Source organism: Aquitalea aquatica, from assembly GCF_013911085.1.
Classification (GTDB): Bacteria; Pseudomonadota; Gammaproteobacteria; order Burkholderiales; family Chromobacteriaceae; genus Aquitalea; species Aquitalea aquatica.
In genome coordinates this window covers 334,438-352,567 of sequence record NZ_JACERN010000033.1, presented here as the reverse complement: position 1 = coordinate 352,567, position 18,130 = coordinate 334,438, and the positions used below count along the sequence as shown (strand labels likewise).

17 protein-coding genes are annotated in these 18,130 nt (G+C 59.7%); 12 read left to right on the top strand and 5 right to left on the bottom strand.

All coding sequences use genetic code 11. The annotated features are described in order from the left end of the window. Positions 1-219: 219 nt before the first annotated feature. From H2Z84_RS14035 to H2Z84_RS14025, 3 genes are all read left to right on the top strand, one after another. Positions 220-1,092, top strand: a complete 873-nt coding sequence (locus H2Z84_RS14035) for a MurR/RpiR family transcriptional regulator (RefSeq protein WP_181836512.1) — start codon at positions 220-222, stop codon at positions 1,090-1,092. A 63-nt stretch (positions 1,093-1,155) separates the two neighbouring features. Continuing rightward, a complete protein-coding gene (locus tag H2Z84_RS14030) occupies positions 1,156-1,656 on the top strand; it encodes a YajQ family cyclic di-GMP-binding protein (protein WP_181836511.1) in 501 nt (166 codons plus the stop codon). Between the two features lie 116 nt (positions 1,657-1,772). Beyond that, positions 1,773-3,374, top strand: a complete 1,602-nt coding sequence (locus tag H2Z84_RS14025; protein ID WP_181836510.1) for an NAD(P)/FAD-dependent oxidoreductase — start codon at positions 1,773-1,775, stop codon at positions 3,372-3,374. A 69-nt stretch (positions 3,375-3,443) separates the two neighbouring features. Here the strand turns inward: H2Z84_RS14025 and H2Z84_RS14020 are convergent, their stop codons facing one another. Together H2Z84_RS14020 and H2Z84_RS14015 are read right to left on the bottom strand one after the other, a co-directional pair. Further along, positions 3,444-4,931, bottom strand: coding sequence for an aldehyde dehydrogenase (locus tag H2Z84_RS14020; protein WP_181836509.1), 1,488 nt, complete (start codon positions 4,929-4,931; stop codon positions 3,444-3,446). Between the two features lie 60 nt (positions 4,932-4,991). Beyond that, positions 4,992-5,519 carry a cupin domain-containing protein gene (locus H2Z84_RS14015; RefSeq protein ID WP_233179229.1) on the bottom strand — a complete coding sequence of 176 codons (528 nt, stop codon included), beginning with the start codon at positions 5,517-5,519 and terminating at the stop codon, positions 4,992-4,994. 429 nt (positions 5,520-5,948) lie between these two features. On the opposite strand from H2Z84_RS14015, the gene H2Z84_RS14010 reads away from it, so the two are divergent. From H2Z84_RS14010 to H2Z84_RS13970, 9 genes are all read left to right on the top strand, one after another. After that, a complete protein-coding gene (locus H2Z84_RS14010; RefSeq protein ID WP_181836508.1) occupies positions 5,949-6,704 on the top strand; it encodes a gamma-glutamyl-gamma-aminobutyrate hydrolase family protein in 756 nt (251 codons plus the stop codon). 53 nt (positions 6,705-6,757) lie between these two features. After that, on the top strand, positions 6,758-8,089 hold the full coding sequence (locus H2Z84_RS14005; protein ID WP_103523626.1) for a glutamine synthetase family protein: 1,332 nt from the start codon (positions 6,758-6,760) through the stop codon (positions 8,087-8,089). Positions 8,090-8,309: 220 nt separating this feature from the next. Continuing rightward, entirely contained in the window at positions 8,310-9,689 is a 1,380-nt protein-coding gene (locus tag H2Z84_RS14000; protein WP_103523625.1) for an aspartate aminotransferase family protein, read from the top strand. A 324-nt stretch (positions 9,690-10,013) separates the two neighbouring features. Next, the gene (gene motA / locus H2Z84_RS13995; RefSeq protein WP_181836507.1) at positions 10,014-10,871 is read left to right on the top strand and encodes a flagellar motor stator protein MotA; all 858 of its coding nucleotides are present in this window, start codon (positions 10,014-10,016) and stop codon (positions 10,869-10,871) included. A gap of 18 nt (positions 10,872-10,889) precedes the next feature. After that, entirely contained in the window at positions 10,890-11,798 is a 909-nt protein-coding gene (motB, locus tag H2Z84_RS13990; RefSeq protein ID WP_181836506.1) for a flagellar motor protein MotB, read from the top strand. A 6-nt stretch (positions 11,799-11,804) separates the two neighbouring features. Further along, entirely contained in the window at positions 11,805-12,551 is a 747-nt protein-coding gene (locus H2Z84_RS13985) for a class I SAM-dependent methyltransferase (protein WP_181836505.1), read from the top strand. Further along, positions 12,538-13,860: an HDOD domain-containing protein gene (locus H2Z84_RS13980; RefSeq protein ID WP_181836504.1), complete on the top strand. Its 1,323-nt coding sequence runs from the start codon at positions 12,538-12,540 to the stop codon at positions 13,858-13,860. The genes H2Z84_RS13985 and H2Z84_RS13980 overlap by 14 nt, the downstream gene beginning before the upstream one ends. A 3-nt stretch (positions 13,861-13,863) precedes the next feature. Next, on the top strand, positions 13,864-14,667 hold the full coding sequence (locus H2Z84_RS13975; protein WP_181836503.1) for a TrmH family RNA methyltransferase: 804 nt from the start codon (positions 13,864-13,866) through the stop codon (positions 14,665-14,667). 110 nt (positions 14,668-14,777) lie between these two features. Continuing rightward, positions 14,778-15,467 (top strand): N-acetylmuramoyl-L-alanine amidase family protein, encoded by a 690-nt coding sequence (locus H2Z84_RS13970; RefSeq protein WP_220272840.1) that lies wholly within the window; start codon positions 14,778-14,780, stop codon positions 15,465-15,467. A gap of 41 nt (positions 15,468-15,508) precedes the next feature. On the opposite strand, the gene H2Z84_RS13965 is transcribed toward H2Z84_RS13970, so the two are convergent. Genes H2Z84_RS13965 through H2Z84_RS13955 form a run of 3 tightly spaced genes read right to left on the bottom strand, consistent with a single transcriptional unit; the run spans position 15,509 to position 18,106 of the window. Continuing rightward, complete coding sequence (locus H2Z84_RS13965; protein WP_181836502.1) at positions 15,509-15,883, bottom strand: lysozyme inhibitor LprI family protein; 375 nt, start codon at positions 15,881-15,883, stop codon at positions 15,509-15,511. A gap of 43 nt (positions 15,884-15,926) precedes the next feature. Beyond that, on the bottom strand, positions 15,927-17,159 hold the full coding sequence (locus H2Z84_RS13960; RefSeq protein WP_181836501.1) for a multifunctional CCA addition/repair protein: 1,233 nt from the start codon (positions 17,157-17,159) through the stop codon (positions 15,927-15,929). Continuing rightward, on the bottom strand, positions 17,159-18,106 hold the full coding sequence (locus H2Z84_RS13955) for a complex I NDUFA9 subunit family protein (protein ID WP_181836500.1): 948 nt from the start codon (positions 18,104-18,106) through the stop codon (positions 17,159-17,161). The genes H2Z84_RS13960 and H2Z84_RS13955 overlap by 1 nt, the downstream gene beginning before the upstream one ends. Between the last annotated feature and the right edge of the window lie 24 nt (positions 18,107-18,130).

Sequence of the window (18,130 nt, the reverse complement as noted above, 5' to 3'; positions counted from 1 at the left end):
TTTCCTTTCCTGTTGCGGCTAGTATTGTTCGTTAGAAATTCTGCAATCAAGATAAAAATGTAATAAAAATTAGATTGTGCTGTGCAATGTGGAAGCAATGCCACAGTGCCGTTTTGTCGCTGTGGACTGCTATCATTGCCGAGTGAATGCTGGTTGCGCCTTGTTGCCGGCCATTGATAACAGGCACTTGTCAGCCGGTGCCTGATTGTGGAGAAGCCTGTGAGTAATAGCCGGTCCATCGCGGAAGAACTGCGCGTGCTGTTTGAAACCCTGACCCCGACCGAGCGCAAGGTAGGGCGGGTGCTACTGGCGAATTACCCGGTGGCCGGGCTGGAAACCATCGCCCAGCTGGCGCTCAGGGCAGATGTCAGTGGCCCGACTGTACTGCGCCTGATCAGCAAGCTGGGCTTCGACAGCTACACGGCCTTTCAGACCTCCTTGCGTGACGAACTGGAAATCCGCCTGCAGTCGCCACTGGTGCGTCACGACCCGGCCCAGCTGCAAGGGGACAGTGATTTTCTGGTCAGCTACGCGGCGCGCATTACCCAGCTGATGCAGGAAACGGTGGCGCATCTGCCACGGGTGGAGTTCGATGGCGTAGTGGACGTGCTCGGTGAGCGCAAAAACCGCATCTGGTTGCTGGGTGGCCGGCTGACCGACCCGTTGGCGGCTTATCTCTGCCACCACCTGAAAGTGGTGCGGCCCGACGTGGTGCATCTGCGTGGGGTGCCATCCAGCTGGGCTGACTCGCTGGTGGACATGGGCAAGCATGATGTGCTGGTGATCTTCGACATCCGCCGCTATTGGGATGGCGCCTTGCACATTGCCGAGATGGCCGCGCAGCGCAAGGTCAGTGTTCTGCTGTTTACCGACCAGTGGCTGTCGCCAGTATCGCGGGTGGCACGCTTTACCCTGGCGGCCCACACCGCCGGCCCTTCCGGCTGGGATACCAATACCCCGCTGATGTTGCTGGTGGATGCTGTGATCGCCGCGCTGAATACCCGGCAATGGGCGGCCATCAGCGATCGCCTGCAAGAGGTAGAGGCCATGCGCGCCCGGCTGGGCGAGGGCAGCAGCCGGGCTGACGAGTGACAAGGGCGCGCGCAGCCACTAAAATTGCGCCATTCAGATATACCAGCCTTACAGGATCAAGCCATGCCGTCTTTTGATATTGTTTCCGAAGTCAATAAAGTAGAAGTGCGCAATGCCATCGAGCAAGCCAACAAGGAAGTGTCCACCCGCTACGATTTCAAGGGTAGCGACTCCCGTATCGAGCAGACCGACAAGGAAGTCACCCTGTACGCCGACGCCGAATTCCAGCTGGACCAGGTTAACGACATTCTGGTGAACAAGCTGTCCAAGCGCGGTGTGGATGTGCGCTGCATGGAATATGGCAAGCTGGAAAAAGTCAGCGGCAACAAGGTCAAGAAGGTGCTGACGGTAAAAGAAGGCCTGGAAACCGAAATGGCCAAGAAAATTGTCCGCATCATCAAGGATTCCAAGCTCAAGGTGCAGGCCAGCATTCAGGGCGAATCGGTGCGCGTGTCCGGTGCCAAGCGCGATCTCCTGCAGGAATGCATCGCGCTGATGCGCAAGGAAATTGCCGATGACATGGAAAACGGCATGCCGCTGCAGTTCAACAACTTCCGCGACTAAGCCTGTCCGGCATAGCGACGACGACCGGCCCACTGGGCCGGTTTTGCTTTTGCCGGGCGTCCCTCCTACAATACGGCCCTTGTTGAATAGACAGCAACCTGTGCATTGGAATCAGCATGTTACGCATTACCGAACTCAAACTGCCGCTGGATCACAGCGAACAAGATCTGGCCGCTGCCATCGTGGCCTTTCTGGGTATCAAGCCGGCCGACCTCAAAAGCTACACCGTCTTCAAACGCAGCTATGATGCCCGCCGTGGCGTGATGAGCCTGGCCTACATCATCGACATGGAAGTGGAAGGCGAAGCCAGATTGCTGGCCCGCTTCAAGGACGATATCCATGTGTTGGCCACGCCGGATACCAGCTACCACTTTGTCACCCAGGCCCCGGCCACGCTGGCCAAGCGCCCGGTCGTAGTGGGCTTTGGCCCCTGTGGCCTGCTGGCAGCGCTGGTGCTGGCGCAAATGGGCTTCAAACCCATTGTGCTGGAGCGCGGCAAGAAAGTGCGCGAGCGCACCAAGGATACCTGGGGCCTGTGGCGCAAGAATGTGCTGAACCCGGAATCCAATGTGCAGTTTGGCGAGGGCGGTGCCGGTACTTTCTCGGACGGCAAGCTGTACAGCCAGATCAAGGACCCGCGTCATCTGGGCCGCAAGGTGCTGACCGAGTTCGTCAAGGCTGGTGCGCCGGAAGAAATCCTGTTCATTGCCAAGCCGCACATCGGCACCTTCCGCCTGGTCAGCATGGTAGAAAAGATGCGGGCGGAAATCGAGTCGCTGGGCGGTGAAATCCGCTTCCAGCAACGCGTGACTGATCTGCACATCGACAATGGCCATATCCGTGGCCTGACGCTGGCTGATGGCAGCCAGATCGAGGCCGATCAGGTGATTCTGGCCTTGGGACACAGTGCGCGTGACACCTTCGAAATGCTGCACCAGCGTGGCGTGTTCATGGAAGCCAAGCCGTTCTCGGTGGGCTTCCGTATCGAGCACCCGCAAACCCTGATCGACAAGGCGCGCTGGGGCAAATACGCGGGTCACCCCATTCTGGGGGCGGCGGATTACAAGCTGGTGCATCACGCCAGCAATGGCCGAGCGGTGTACAGCTTCTGCATGTGCCCGGGCGGGCAGGTGGTGGCGGCCACCTCGGAAGAGGGCCGTGTGGTCACCAATGGCATGAGCCAATACTCGCGTGCCGAGCGCAATGCCAACTCCGGCCTGGTGGTGAGCATCAATCCGGAAGACTACCCGGGTGGCGCACTGGCCGGTATTGCCTTCCAGCGGGCGCTTGAAAGCCACGCTTATGTGCTGGGTGGCAGCACTTACGAGGCGCCGGCGCAACTGGTGGGTGATTTCCTGGCTGGGCGTGCCTCCACGGCGGTGGGTTCGGTGGAGCCGTCCTATCAGCCTGGTGTGCACTGGACCGATCTGGCCACGGCGTTGCCGGACTTTGCCATCAGCGCCATGCGCGAGGCGCTGCCGGAGTTCGGCAAGAAGATCCGTGGCTACGACATGCACGACGCCGTGCTGACCGGGGTGGAAACGCGTACCAGCTCGCCGCTGCGCATTACCCGTGGCGAAGACTTGCAAAGCCTGAACGTGAAGGGCCTGTACCCGGCCGGCGAAGGTGCCGGTTACGCTGGCGGCATCCTGTCGGCTGGCGTGGATGGTATCCGCGTGGCCGAGGCGCTGGCGCTGGAGATCACCCGCCAGGGCTGATGTCTCCATCATCGGTATTGAAAGAAAAAGGCGCTCCGTGGAGCGCCTTTTGCATGCAGCTGAGCTGTCTTACAGCTTGATCAGCGTGCTCTTCAGCTCGCTGTATTTTTCCAGCGCGTGCAGCGATTTGTCGCGGCCATTGCCAGACTGCTTGAAGCCGCCGAAGGGGAAGTTCATGTCGCCGCCTTCGTCGTAGCAGTTGACCCACACGGTGCCGGCGCGCAGACGGCGCGATACCTGATGGGCGGTGCTGACGTTGGAGGTCCATACCGCAGCGGCCAGGCCGTATTCGGTATCGTTGGCGATGCTGACGGCTTCGTCCAGGGTGTCGAAGGTGATCACCGACAGCACCGGCCCGAAGATTTCCTCACGGCAGGTAGTCATGTCCGGGCGCTGGCAATCAAAGGCGGTCGGTTCGATGAACAGGCCCTTGTCGGTGTGGGCAGCCTTACCGCCGCAAATCAGGCCAGCGCCTTCGCTCAGGCCCTTGTCGACATAGGACAGCACCTTGTCGTACTGGATCTTGTCGACAATGGCACCCATGCTGGTGGCCGGGTCCAGCGGATCGCCCGGGAACCAGCCCTGGGCAGCCTTCTTGAACTCGGCCAGGAAGGCTTCTTTCACGCTGCGCTGTACCAGCACGCGTGAGCCGGCGGTGCACATTTCCCCCATATTGAAGAAAATGGCACCGGCTGCGGTACGGGCGGCCTTGGCAATGTCCGGGCAGTCTTCCAGCACGATATTGGGCGACTTGCCACCCAGCTCCAGCCAGACACGCTTGAGGTTGGATTGGGCGGCATAGCCGGCAATCAGCTTGCCCACACCGGTGGAGCCGGTAAACGCCAGGCAGTCTACATCCATGTGCAGGGCCAGTGCCTTGCCGACGTCACCCGCGCCGGGCAGCACCTGGAAAATACCGTCAGGGATGCCGGCATCCTTGGCTAGTTGCGCCAGGCGAATGGCGGTGAGCGGGGATTTTTCCGAGGGCTTGACGATGACGGCATTGCCGGCAGCCAGGGCAGGGCCGAATTTCCAGCTTGCCATCAGGATGGGGAAGTTCCACGGCACCACGGCTGCCACCACGCCAATGGCTTCGCGGGTCACCAGGCCCACCAGCTTGGGGTCGACCGGCGCCACTTCGCCACCGATCTTGTCGATGGCTTCGGCAAACCATTCCACGCAGTAAGCGGCACCCGGCACGTCCACGGTAGTGGAGTCGCCAATCGGCTTGCCCATGTCCAGCGTTTCCAGCAGCGCCAGCTCGTCGCCATGCTGGCGGATCAGCGCGGCAAAGCGCTTCAGGATGCTGCCACGTGCCAGCGGGGCCAGCTCCGACCACTTGCCGGCATCAAAGGCAGCACGGGCGGCGGACACGGCAGCGTTTACTTCAGCTTCACCGCAGCAGGCGATGTCGGCCAATTTCTGACCGTTGGCTGGATTGACGCAATCGAAGGTCTTGCCATCGGCGGCGCTGGTGTAGGCACCGTTGATGAAGGCACGGCCTTCGATATTCAGTTGTGCAGCAAGCTGTTTCCACTCTGCATGGGTACGCGCCATGGGTCTTCTCCTGATATTTATGTAAGGTGATTCCGGTTGCTCGTTGCTGGCGACCGTCAATCAGAATGTGGGCGGCGAGCTGGCGCTGACCATTTCGCAGATTTCATTGCCGATGTTGCGAAAGCGATGCGGCAACTTGCTGTCGAAATAGTAAGAGTCGCCCGGACCCAAAATACGGGTTTCGTTGTTGACCGTGATTTCAATCGAACCGGCAATGATGACGCCACCTTCCTGGCCCTCATGCATCAGCATGTCGGGGCCGGTGTCGGCACCCGGTTCGTAATGCTCTTTCAGAATGGCGATATCACGCCGTTCGTGGGCGGTGCCGACCAGCAGCAGCCTGATTTGATCATTGCCCAGATTGGGAAGTTCTTTTGCCTGGTAGAACACGCGCGGCTGTTGCGGCTCTACATCAAAAGTGAAAAATTCCGCCAAGGTCATCGGCAGGCCTTCCAGTACCTTCTTCAAGGAGCTGATCGACGGGCTGACGCGATTCTGCTCGATCAGGGAGATCGTGCCGTTGGTGACGCCTGCCCGCTTGGCAAGTTCGCGTTGTGACAGACCAAACCGGTCTCTGACCACTCTCAATCGTGCGCCTACATCCATCTGGCTGCTTCCATCTATGTTAATAATTTTAGACGTTCCATCATATGGTTTTTGATCGTATCCTGCATCTGTTGTTGCGCTGCAAAATCAAATTTCTTTGCATGTTTTGGAGTTTATAGCCAGAATCAGCCTCAGGAATCAAGGGTGTTGTGGATTTTTTTAAACATCTGCAACAGTATATTTGATCAAACCTTGGTTTGTGCGATGATAGCGTTCATGCTGTCCGTCATGGTTTGCTGGACGGCATGAAGGGTACTTACTTCTGTTCAGTTTCTTGTGGCCGGCCTTGCCGGACTTGAGTCACACTGGGCCGGTGCGGTACCGGGCTGCAGCCAGGCAGTGGTGTGTAGTCGCTGGCAACCTGTCGGAAACCGCGTGGGCGGTTTCTCCAATCGAGTGAACGAGGTCCTTATGCAGCAACCGATTATCGGCATTCCGTGTGATGTGAAAATGGTGGGCGGTCTGCCATTTCATGCGGTTGGCGAGAAATACATTGCAGCTGCCGCAGGTGGCGTAGGTGGTATCCCGGTGCTGATTCCTTCTTTGGGCAGCGCGGCACCGCTGCGTGAATATCTCAAATTTGTGGATGGTGTGCTGCTGCCCGGCTCGCTGTCCAATATCGAGCCTCATCGTTATGGCGGCCAGACCAGCCGCCAGGGAACACTTCATGATCCGGCGCGTGATGCAACCACGCTGCCGCTCATCGACCTTCTTCTGCAAGAAGGCATCCCGCTTCTGGGTATTTGCCGCGGTTTCCAGGAAATCAATGTTGCACTGGGCGGTGAACTCTTCCAGCACGTACAGGAAGAACAAGGCTTTGGCGATCATCGCGAGCCGGATACTCAGAATCTGGATGAGATGTATGGTCTGGCACATGCCCTGCACCTGCAACCGGACAGCCTGCTCAAGAGCTGGCTGGGGCAGGATGAAGTCAGGGTGAACTCGCTGCACCAGCAAGGGATCAAACGTCTGGCCGACCGCCTGGTGGCGGAAGGCGTGGCGGATGACGGGCTGGTGGAAGCATACCGGGTCAGGGATGCCAAGGGCTTTGCCTACGGCGCGCAGTGGCATCCTGAATGGAAATACTGGGAAAACCCGGTGTCCATGGCCATTTTCAATGCGTTCGGTGACGCTTGCCGCGCGCGTCGTGCCAGCCGTCAGGGCTGAATCGCACGTCATCCAGAGCCGGTACACCGGCCACAATGGAAGTAGAGGAAAACATGAACCAAATCAATGATTGGCTGCGAGAACATCGCATCACGGAAGTCGAGTGCATCGTACCGGACATGACCGGCGTGGCACGCGGCAAGATCGTCCCCAAGGACAAATTCGTCTCCGACCCGGAAATGCGTCTTCCGGAAGCAGTGCTGATCCAGACTGTCACCGGCGATTACCCGGATGACAGCATGCTGGACCTGACTGACCCGGACATGGTGCTGACGCCCGATCCGAACTCGCTGCGCTTTGTGCCCTGGGCTGCCGACCCCACCGCCCAGCTGATCTACGACTGCTACCGCGCCGATGGCTCGCTGGTGGACGTGGCACCGCGCAGCGTGCTCAAGCGTGTATTGGGCCTGTTTGACGAACTGGGCTTCGAACCGGTACTGGCTCCGGAAATGGAGTTCTACCTGATGTCGCCGAACCCGGATCCGGACATCCCGCTGACCGCACCGATCGGCCGTACCGGTCGCGCCGAGTTTGGCCGCCGCTCCTATTCTATTGATGCGGTCAACGAATTCGATCCGCTGTTTGAAGACATCTACGACTACTGCCATGCGCAGAATCTGGAAGTGGACACGCTGATTCACGAAATCGGCACCGCGCAGATGGAAATCAACTTCCTGCACGGCAACCCGCTGGATCTGGCCGACCAGGTATTCCTGTTCAAGCGTACCGTGCGCGAGGCAGCCTTCCGTCACAATATGTACGCCACCTTCATGGCCAAACCGATGGAAAACGAGCCGGGCTCGGCTATGCACATGCACCAGAGCCTGATCGACAAGAACACCGGCAAGAATGTGTTCACCAATGAAGATGGCAGCCCGTCCGACATCTTCTTCCACTTCATCGGTGGCATGCAGCACTACATCCCGGAAGTGATGCCGTTCTTTGCCCCGTACGTGAACTCCTTCCGTCGCCTCAGCCCGTATACCGCTGCGCCGACCAATGTGGAGTGGGGCTACGACAACCGTACCGTCGGCCTGCGTGTGCCGCATTCTTCCCCGGCAGCCCGCCGTGTGGAAAACCGCGTACCGGGTGTGGACGTGAACCCCTATATCGCCATGGCTGCCACCCTGGCCTGCGGTTACCTGGGTATCGTCAACAAGATCAAGCCGCGTGAACCGATGTCGACCGATGCTTACGAGCTGCCCTTCCAGTTCCCGCATGGTGCTGAAGAGTCGCTCAAGCGTCTGGCCGCCTGCCCGGATATTCCGGAAGTCATGGGCCCGCATTTCGTGAAGATGTATCTGGGTATGAAGGAGAAGGAATTCTCCGAATACTTCCGCGTCATCAGTCCGTGGGAACGCAAGTTCCTGCTGCTGCACGTATAAAAAAACGTTTCAGGTGAGTGCTGCCGATCCGTAGAGGTCGGCAGCGGATGCCCGGCATGCCGGGCGTCCGGATAGTGGCAGTCGCAGCAGGCATCTTGATCGCAAGGCCCGTCAGGGCCTTGTTTTGAAACATCAATGTTGCAGCCTGAGGCTGGCCGATTCCGGCCAGCCCAACAATAAGCCCCACAGGGGCTGGAGAGATAGTAGAGAGGAAGCTTTTATGCAGAACCAACGTACTACGACCGAATGGCGCGAACTGGATGCAGCACACCATCTGCACCCGTTTACTGATACCAACTCGCTGAACGAGCAGGGTGCGCGTGTCATCACCAAGGCCGATGGCATTTATCTGTACGACTCTGAAGGGAACAAGATTCTCGACGGAATGGCCGGCCTGTGGTGTGTCAATATCGGTTATGGCCGCAAGGATCTGCCGGAAGTGGCGAAGCGCCAGATGGAACAGCTGGCCTACTACAATACCTTCTTCAAGACCACGCATCCGGCCGTGGTGGAATTGTCCCACCTGCTGGCTGAAGTGGCCCCCGAAGGCTTCAAACACGTTTTCTACACCAACTCCGGCTCCGAATCCGTCGATACCATGATTCGCATGGTGCGCCGCTACTGGGATGTAAAAGGCAAGAAGGACAAGAAAACCCTGATCGGCCGCTGGAACGGCTATCACGGTTCCACCATCGGTGGCGCCAGCCTGGGCGGCATGACTTACATGCACGAACAGGGCGACCTGCCGATTCCGGGCATCGTCCATGTCGAGCAGCCATGGTGGTACAAGCACGGCAAGGACATGACGCCGGAAGAATTTGGCCTGGCTGCCGCCAAATGGGTGGAAGACAAGATTCTGGAAGTGGGTGCCGACAAGGTTGCCGCTTTTGTCGGTGAGCCGATCCAGGGCGCGGGTGGCGTGATCGTACCGCCGTCCACCTACTGGCCGGAAATCCAGCGCATTTGCCAGAAATACGACATCCTGCTGGTGGCCGACGAAGTCATCTGCGGCTTTGGTCGCACTGGTGAATGGTTCGGTCAGCAGGTATTCGGCTTCAAGCCGGATATCTTCACCACCGCCAAGGGTCTGTCGTCGGGTTACCAGCCGATTGGTGCGGTATTCGTCAATGACAAGGTCGCCACTACCCTGGCCGAGGGCGGCGACTTCAATCACGGCTTTACCTACTCCGGCCACCCGGTAGCCGCTGCCGTGGCACACGCCAACGTCAAGGCACTGCGTGACGAAGGCATTGTTGACCGCGTGAAGAACGACACTGGCCCTTACATGCAAAAACGCTGGCGCGAGGTGTTTGGCCAGTTCGAACATGTGGACGATGTCCGTGGCGTGGGCCTGATCCAGGCTTTCACCCTGGTCAAGAACAAGGCCACGCGCGAACTGTTCCCCAACTTTGGCGAAATCGGCACCCTGTGCCGCGATATCTTCTTCAAGAACAACCTGATCATGCGTGCCTGCGGCGATCACATCGTCTCCGCACCGCCGCTGGTGATCAGCAAGGAAGAAATCGACCAGATGCTGGATACCGCCGCCAAGTGCATGGTGGAGTTTGAAAAGCAGCTGAAAGAACGCGGTCTGGCCTGAGCCATTGCCGTGAGAGGTACTTGATGCAAACGGGTCGCCCTTCGGGTGGCCCGTTTTTGTTGGTCATTGTTGGCGCTTTGCTTGCCAGATTGCCTGCGGGCTGGCTACAAAAGAAGGGTACAGGTCAACTGCAAGCTGTAAATGCCATGCTATTATTCGGGCTGTCGTTGCCTTGTCAGGGGCTTGGGCTGCCTGCAGCTCAGCTAAATCTGGCCGGGTAATGGAGGTGCTTGACGCCAATGCCGGCCAGTGCGGGGATGCCAGGAACGGAATGGCAGTGACAGTAAATCTAGTCGCGATAATCACAATTACAGGACCAAGCTAATGTTTGTTGGAATCGGCTACCTTCTTCTCCTCGGCTGCGTGCTGGGGGGCTTTGTCGCAGCAGGGGGCCATCTGGGGGCGCTGATGCAGCCTCTGGAGGTGGTCATGATTGCCGGTGCGGCAGCTGGCGCTTTCGTGGTTGCCAATGGCGGCGCCCCGATGAAGGCCACCATCAAGGCTTTGCCAACGGTATTCAAGGGCTCGCCCTACAACAAGGCCTTCTACATGGAGCTGTTCACCTTGTTGTTTGAAATCCTGTCCAAGGTGCGCAAGGAAGGCCTGATGTCGGTGGAAGCCGATGTGGAAAATCCGGAATCCAGCCCGGTGTTCTCCAAATATCCGGCGGTATTGCACGATCACCATGTCGTCGAATTTATCTGTGACTATCTGCGGCTGATGGTGGGGGGCAACCTCAATGCCTTCGAAATTGAAAACCTGATGGATGTGGAAATCGAAACCCACCACCATGAAGGCGAAGTGCCGATCAGCGCGGTAAAAGGCCTGGCCGATGGCTTGCCAGCCTTCGGTATCGTAGCGGCGGTGATGGGCGTGGTGCATACCATGGAGTCGGTGGGTGCACCGCCATCAGAGCTGGGCATGCTGATTGCTCATGCCCTGGTGGGTACTTTCCTGGGTATTTTGCTGGCCTACGGTTTTGTGGCCCCGCTGGCGACCATTCTGGAGCACAAGCTGGGTGATGGCACCCGGGTATTCCAGACCATCAAGGTGACCCTGCTGGCCAGTCTGAACGGCTATGCCCCGCAGGTGGCGGTGGAGTTTGGCCGCAAGGTGCTGACTTCGATGGATCGTCCTTCCTTCAAGGAACTGGAAGATCACGTCAAGCAGGCCAAAAAATAAGCGCAACAGGGTTGGAACATGGCTGACGAATCGCAACGCCCCATTATTGTCAAACGCATCAAAAAAGGTGGGCACGGCCATCATGGCGGTGCCTGGAAGATTGCCTATGCCGACTTCGTGACGGCAATGATGGCCTTCTTCCTGCTGATGTGGCTGCTGGGCTCGGCCTCGCAAGGCACCCTTAACGGTATTGCCGAATACTTCAAGACGCCGCTCAAGGTGGCGATGTCTGGTGGCGATGGCGCCGGCGATGCTACCTCGGTGGTGAAGGGTGGCGGTAACGATCTGACCAAGAAGGCTGGCCAGGTCAACAAGAGCAGCAAGGAACAAGAGCGCAAGGTGATGGAAAAGCAGGCACTGGACAAGCTGCAGCAGAAGATCCAGTCCAGCGTGGAACAGAGTCAGGTTCTGAAGGATTACAAGAACCAGATGAAGCTGGAAATGACGCCTGAAGGGCTGAAGATCCAGATCGTTGACGAGCAGAACCGCCCCATGTTCGATTCCGGCAGTTCGCGCATGTTGCCGCATACCCGTGAATTGCTGCAGCAACTGGCGCAGCAGCTGAATCAGTTGCCTAATCGCATCAGCATCTCCGGGCATACCGATGCCACGCCGTTTGGCAATGGCCAGAGCGGTTACAGCAACTGGGAGCTGTCGGCTGATCGGGCCAATACCGCACGGCGCGAACTGGTGGCCGGTGGCTTGCAGGAAGACAAGGTGATGCGCGTGGTCGGGGTGGCAGCAGCCAATCCGCTGATCAAGAGCAATGTGTTCAGCCCGGAAAATCGCCGCATTACCATCGTGGTGCTGAATCAGGAGGCCGAACACGCCATCCTCAATGATGGTGTCAAGACACAGCTGAGTCAGGAGCCGATCGGCCCTATCGGCCCGGCCGAAAACGCCGCCGCCCCGGCCAAGGCCGAATAAGCCTGCATGCGCTGGTTCTGGCTTCGCCATCTGACGGTGCAGTTGCTGGCAGCCTTGGCTGCCTGGTTTTTTATCGCACCGGCCCTGCAGCCACAGGCCTGGTCGGTGCTGCAGGGTTTGTGTGCGGCTTTGCTAGCCTATGTCTGGCGCATGGCGGGCTGGCAAAAGCTGGTGCATGGCCTGTTTCTGCCGGCGGTGGTGCTGTTGCAGCAACAAGGCTTGCCTGGCTGGGTGTATCTGCTGGGCCTGCTGCTGACGGTGGCGCTGGGACGCAATGCACTGACCGAGCGGGTTCCTCTGTATCGCTCTGCGCCGGAAGTGGCGGACCGGCTGGCGCAATACCTGCCGCATGGCGCCCGCCTGCTGGAAGCTGGCTGCGGTGATGGCCGTCTGGCAATGCAGCTGGTGGCCTTGCGGCCCGATCTGCAGATTCTGGCGCTGGAAAACGCCTGGGGCAGCTGGTTGCTGGCGCGGCTGCGCTGGTGGCGGGCCGGTCGCCCTGCGGGACTGCGCTTTGCCTGCCATAGTTTCTGGAAAGAACACTGGGGGGACTATGACGCGGTGTATGCCTTCTTGTCGCCGGCACCCATGCCCCGGGTCTGGCGCAAGTTTCTGGCCGAAGGCATGCCAGCCTCCGTGCTGGTGAGCAATACCTTCATGGTTCCCGATGTCCAACCTGATAGCCGGATTCCGCTTGGCGGACCGCTGCAGAAAGAATTGCTGATCTGGTGCCACCCCCATGGATCTCGCTAACTGGTTTCAGTCCATCGCCGAACGGCGCTGGCCGATTCTTCCCTCTACCTTGCTCGAGGTCAGGGATGCTTGCTCGCGTCACAATGATCTGATCAGCTTTACTGATCTGGCCAATCTTTGCCTGTCCGATCCGCTACTGCTGTTCGACCTGCTGCGCGTGGTGGGTGGCTCGCGTGCCTTGCAGCGCAATGAATCGATCCCTTCGGTCGAGCAGACGCTGATGCTGATGGGGCTGGAGGCGGTGGTACATCGCTTCGGCAAACTCAGTGCCATGCAGCCAGTCCCGGACAAGCTGGATGCCGAGGTGGTGGAGGCGGTGGAAGATTGGCTGGGGCGCAGCCGGGTGGCGGCACTCATCATCAAGGAATGGCTGTCGATTTCCGGCGAGCACAAGGTGGAAGACTGCTTTGTTGCTGCGCTGATCTACAATCTGCCAGCCTGCCTGTATCTGATCTACCGTAACCAGCTGCCAGACAAGCCTTTGCTGCAGGAAGTCGCCGACCATTTCGGCAGTGACTACTCCAAGGTGCTGGAGCAGTTTGTTCAGGCCATTCCGCTGCCGGCAGGATTGCTGAACCTACTGGGCAGCGGTGCACCGTCAAAACGCAAGCAGCTGCTGAAGCTGGCGATGGCTACCGCCAACTCGCTGGAGCAGGGCTGGTGGCGCTCGTCATGGAATGTAGGACTGGATTTGGTTGCCAAGCTGATTGGGGCCACGCCGCAGCAGGTTTATTTGGGCGTAGTGCAAGCTTGTCTGACAGTGGCACGACAGCCACGTGCAGTAGCTTACACCTACCCGGCGCGTTCCATTCTGCTGATTGAGGGAGAATACCAGCGGCCGGAGTTGAAAAAAGCGGTGGCACTGACCAATCCCGATCAACTGGAGCAGGGCATACGCGAATCGATTCGCCATCTGTCCAATGACCTGAAATTCGAGCGGGTACTGTTTTATCGCTACGATCACGACAGCCACAGCCTGCGCCTGAAATACCAGGTGGGCTTGGCCGAAGGCCACGCGCTGCGCAAACTGCCGCTGGAGCTGGAGCCCGGCAGTTTTCTTGCCCTGCTCACCAGCAAGGCACAGAGTTTCCATGCACCGGAAAGCGTGCGTAACCAGCTGGTGCGCAAGTACGAAGATGATTTTTTCGAACATATCGGAGATAGCGAATTCGCCATCATGAGCCTGTATCTGGGCCATCGGCTGGCGGGGGTGTTCTATGTCGACAATGGCCGTAGTGGCCGCGATATCGACGACACCAGCTATCACCGCTTCAAGGAACTGGTGGCCAGGCTGACGCCGCACCATTGATGCATGCAGTACACCGGTAAAACCATAAGCTCTCCCCATAACGACGAAGTCAAACAGCTGGCGCGGCTGGTACAGAACAGCCGCGAGCGGCGCAAGCAGGGCCTGATGGTGCTGGAAGGCATTCATTTGACCCAGTCCTGTCTCGAGGCCGGCCTGCTGCCGCAGCGTGTCTATGTCAATGCCCAGGCACTGGCTCATGTCGAGGTGGCGGCCTTGCTGGCATCCTTGCCGGCGAGCTGTGCCTTGGCCATCCTGCCCGAGCCCATCATGGCCAAGGCCAGTGCCCTGGCCACGCCGCCCGAGCTGCTGGCCCTGTGTGCCCGGCCGCAACCGGCGGCCCCGGCGGCCAATGCGGCGCGGGTGCTGCTGGAAGATATCCAGGACCCAGGCAATCTGGGTACCATCCTGCGCTGTGCTGCCGCCTCTGGCGTGCGCGAGGTGCTGCTGTCCAAAGGCTGTGTTGATGTCTATTCCCCCAAGGTGCTGCGTGCCGGCATGGGGGCGCATTTTGTACTCAGCATTCATGAACAGGTCGAGCTGGAGCCGGCCATGCGTGGCTTCGCCGGGCGCAAGCTGGTGACTTATCTGGATGGCAGCAGCTCGCTGTACAGCCAGGATCTGACCGGAGCGGTGGCGCTGGTGTTTGGTAATGAAGGTGCCGGTGTTTCGCCGGCCTTGCTGGCGCTGGCCGATGCCCGCATCCGTATCCCCATGCCGGGGCATGCCGAGTCGCTGAATGTGGCGATGGCGGCCACCGTCTGCCTGTTCGAACGAGTGCGCCAGCTGGAGCTGGCCGCCGCCCACTGAGCCGTTTGCGTTTGGGCGCAGCGAACACAATGGCGCTGCGTCCATAGGGTAAGGCGCGCTAGCGCCGGTTTTTTGGGTTGCGGCTGTTATTTTTACAAGGTGGATTCCTGATGAGACTGTGTTGGAGCCTGATCCTGCTGCTAAGCCTGGCTATACCCGCCCTGGCTCAGACCGTGCAAACGGTTGCCGTGGATGTCGGCCATTCCTTGCAGGCCTCGGGCGCGCGTAGTGCCAGCGGGCAGACCGAGTTCAGCTTCAACCGGCGCATGGCCCTGCTGCTGGTGGAGCAATTGCAGCAACGTGGAGTCGACGTGCTGCTGATCGGTGCGGCAGGGGATATCAGGCAACTGAGCGAGCGCACGCAACTGGCGCAAGGGCGGCAATTGCTGCTGTCGGTGCATCACGACTCGGTGCAGCCGCAATACCTACCCGAGGCCGGTCGCTTTCAGGGTTACTCGCTGTTTGTCTCACGCAAGAACCCCTTTGCCGAACTAAGCCTGGCCTGCGCCCGGCAGATTGCACTATCACTGCAGGAAGCGGGCGAGCGACCCACCCTGCACCATGCAGAAGCCATTGCCGGCGAAAATCGGCCGCTGGCGGATGCGGCGCTGGGTATTTACTGGTTTGATGATCTGGTGGTGCTGAAAACGGCGACGCAGCCAGCCGTGCTGGTGGAGCATGGGGTGATCGTCAATCCGGCCGAGGAGGCAAGGCTGGCGCAGCCGGCGGTGACGCTGAAGCTGGCGCGGGCAGTGGCGGCGGGTGCGGTGCGCTGCCAGCCGGCATCTGCTGCGCCATAAGGCAGACCCTGCCGCCGGGAGGCGGGCAGGGTGAGGCAGCTTTATTGCAGCTTGCTGTTCATGCAGCCGGCACTCTTGCACTCGCGCTTGCGGTCATTGATGAATTGCAGACGGTCGATGGTGGTGCGGGTGGCACAATCCAGGTTGACGAAAAAGCCGCGCTGATCGCTATAGCTGCAATCGGCGTTACGCTGGCGAATCCAGCCCAGCTGTCCGCTTTTCAATTGTTTTCTGCCATCAGCATCCAGCATCTTGGCCAGTTCGCCATAACTCTCGTTCAGGTCTTTGTCGGCTTGGCTATAGACCTTGTTCAGGCAGTACAGGCCATCAAAATCGTTCTTGGGTTTGTCGCAGGCCGAATTGGCCAGGGCGCTGGCGCTCAAGGCCAGAAAAATCAGGCTCAGACAGATTCTCATCGGGTTCTCCAGTGGGTTGTACGGCAAGTTCAGCTTGTCTGCATCAAGCTTTATCGGGCAGGCCAAGTGTAATTCGAGCGCTGGCAATGGCTTGAGTACGGGCACTATCGACGGCAGCTGCAATTTGTCCCGGCTCGCAACAGGCCTTGGCAATGCTACCAGCATCAACGGTTAACGCCGCTGTCAGCAGTTGCTCCAGCCAGCCGGCTTGCGGATAGAGATCGGTTTCAAAATGCAGGCGGCCACGGGCATCGGCTACTCCTGCGGCCAGCATCTGGCGGAAACGCTCCGGCCGGCGCAGGGCATCGCAATCCTTGAACAGGCGCAGGATGGTGCTTGGCTTCATTTGAGCGGTGGCATGCACTTTGGTGTGATGTAGCACGGTGATGCGCGCCAGGTCACGACACTCGGCCGGTACGCGCAAGCGTGAGCACAGTGCCAACAGTGGTTGTTCGCCCCGGGCCTCGTGCCCGATATGCCGTGGCAGGATGTCGGCCGGAGTCAGCGCCTTGCCCAGGTCGTGGGTCAGTGCGGCAAAACGCACGGCCAATGGCTGCTGCATGCTGGCTGCCATGTCGATCACACGCATCACGTGGTCGCCGGTGTCGATTTCCGGGTGGTAATCGGCCCGTTGCGGCACGCCGAACAGGGCGTCCACTTCCGGCAGAATGCGCTGCAGCGCACCGCACTCACGCAAAATCAGGAAGAAGCGCGAGGGCTTGTCTTCCTGCAAGGCCTTGGCCATTTCCTGCCATACCCGCTCGGCCACCAGTGCGTCCACTTCGCCAGCGGCCACCATGTTCTGCATCAACTGCATGGTTTCCGGGGCAACGCTAAAACCGAAACGGGCGGCGAAGCGCGCCAGCCGCAAAATGCGCACCGGATCTTCGGCAAAGGCCGGGCTGACATGGCGCAGCACGCCAGCGCGCAGATCCTGTTGCCCGTGGTAGGGGTCGATCAACTGCCCCTGATCGTCCTGGGCAATGGCATTGATGGTAAGGTCGCGCCGGGCCAGATCCTGTTCCAGCGTCACGCTTTCATCAGCATGAAAAGCAAAGCCGTGATAGCCCTTGCCGGTTTTGCGCTCGGTGCGCGCCAGCGCGTATTCCTCGTGGCTATGCGGGTGCAGGAAAACCGGAAAATCCTTGCCTACCGGTTTATAGCCCTGCTGCAACATGCTTTCGACACTGGCTCCCACCACCACCCAGTCCCTATCCTTGACCGGCAGGCCGAGCAGGCGGTCGCGCACTGCGCCGCCGACAATATAGACCTGCATCAGCGGGCGGCTTCCCTGCGGTAATCAGACAGGATCAGATTGAATTCATCCTGGCCCAGGTATTGAGGCGCCACGACTTCCAGCGGCGTCGGGGCAAAGCCGAGCAGGGCGCTGGGGAAGGGCTGCGGGCTGACATTGTCCACGGCCAGTGAGCGCACATTGTCGCGGCTCATCAGGGTGGGGCCGGGCAGCAGCTCCATCAGCCCGGCTTGCAGCATGGCAATTCCTTGCGGCAGGCCGATGACCGGGCGCGGTGTGCCACGCAGCTGGCCGACATAGCGCACCAGCTCGGCCAGGGTATAGCTGCGCGGGCCGGTCAGATCGAGGCTTTGGCCCACGCTGTGCGGGTTTTGCAGGCAGGCGACCACTGCGCGTGCCAGATCATCGGCCCAGACCGGGGCAAAGCGGGTATTGGCTCCGGCCAAGGGCAGCAGCGGCAGCTTGTCGAGCAGGCCGGCAAACAGGGTGAGAAAGCTATCGCCACGGCCAAATACCACGGATGGCCGCAGAATGGTCCAGTCCAGCCCGCTTTCGCGCAACCGCTGTTCGGCGATGCCCTTGGTTTGCTGGTAGTCGCTGGGCGCATTGACATCCGCCCCCAATGCGCTGATATGCAGCAGCCGGCGTATTCCCTGCTTGTGGCAGCTGGCGATGATCTTGTCCAGCAACTCGACATGGGCGCGTTCAAAGGCCTTGCGCGTGCCATGCAGGATGCCCACCATGCTGATCACCGTGTCGTGGCCGGCCAGCAGCTGCTGCAGGGCCAGCGGGTGATGCACATTGGTGGAAACCACTTCGGTCTTGGGCAGGACAATCAGCGCTGCCTTGTGGCGGTCACGGTTGCGGGTGGCGATGGTCAGCGCGGCTTCCTGTTCGGCCAGCCGCTCTGCAATATAGCTACCGATGAAGCCGCTGCCGCCGATCAGGCAGATACGTCGATCTTGCATTGCTTTCTCCTTGTGCCGCTGTGG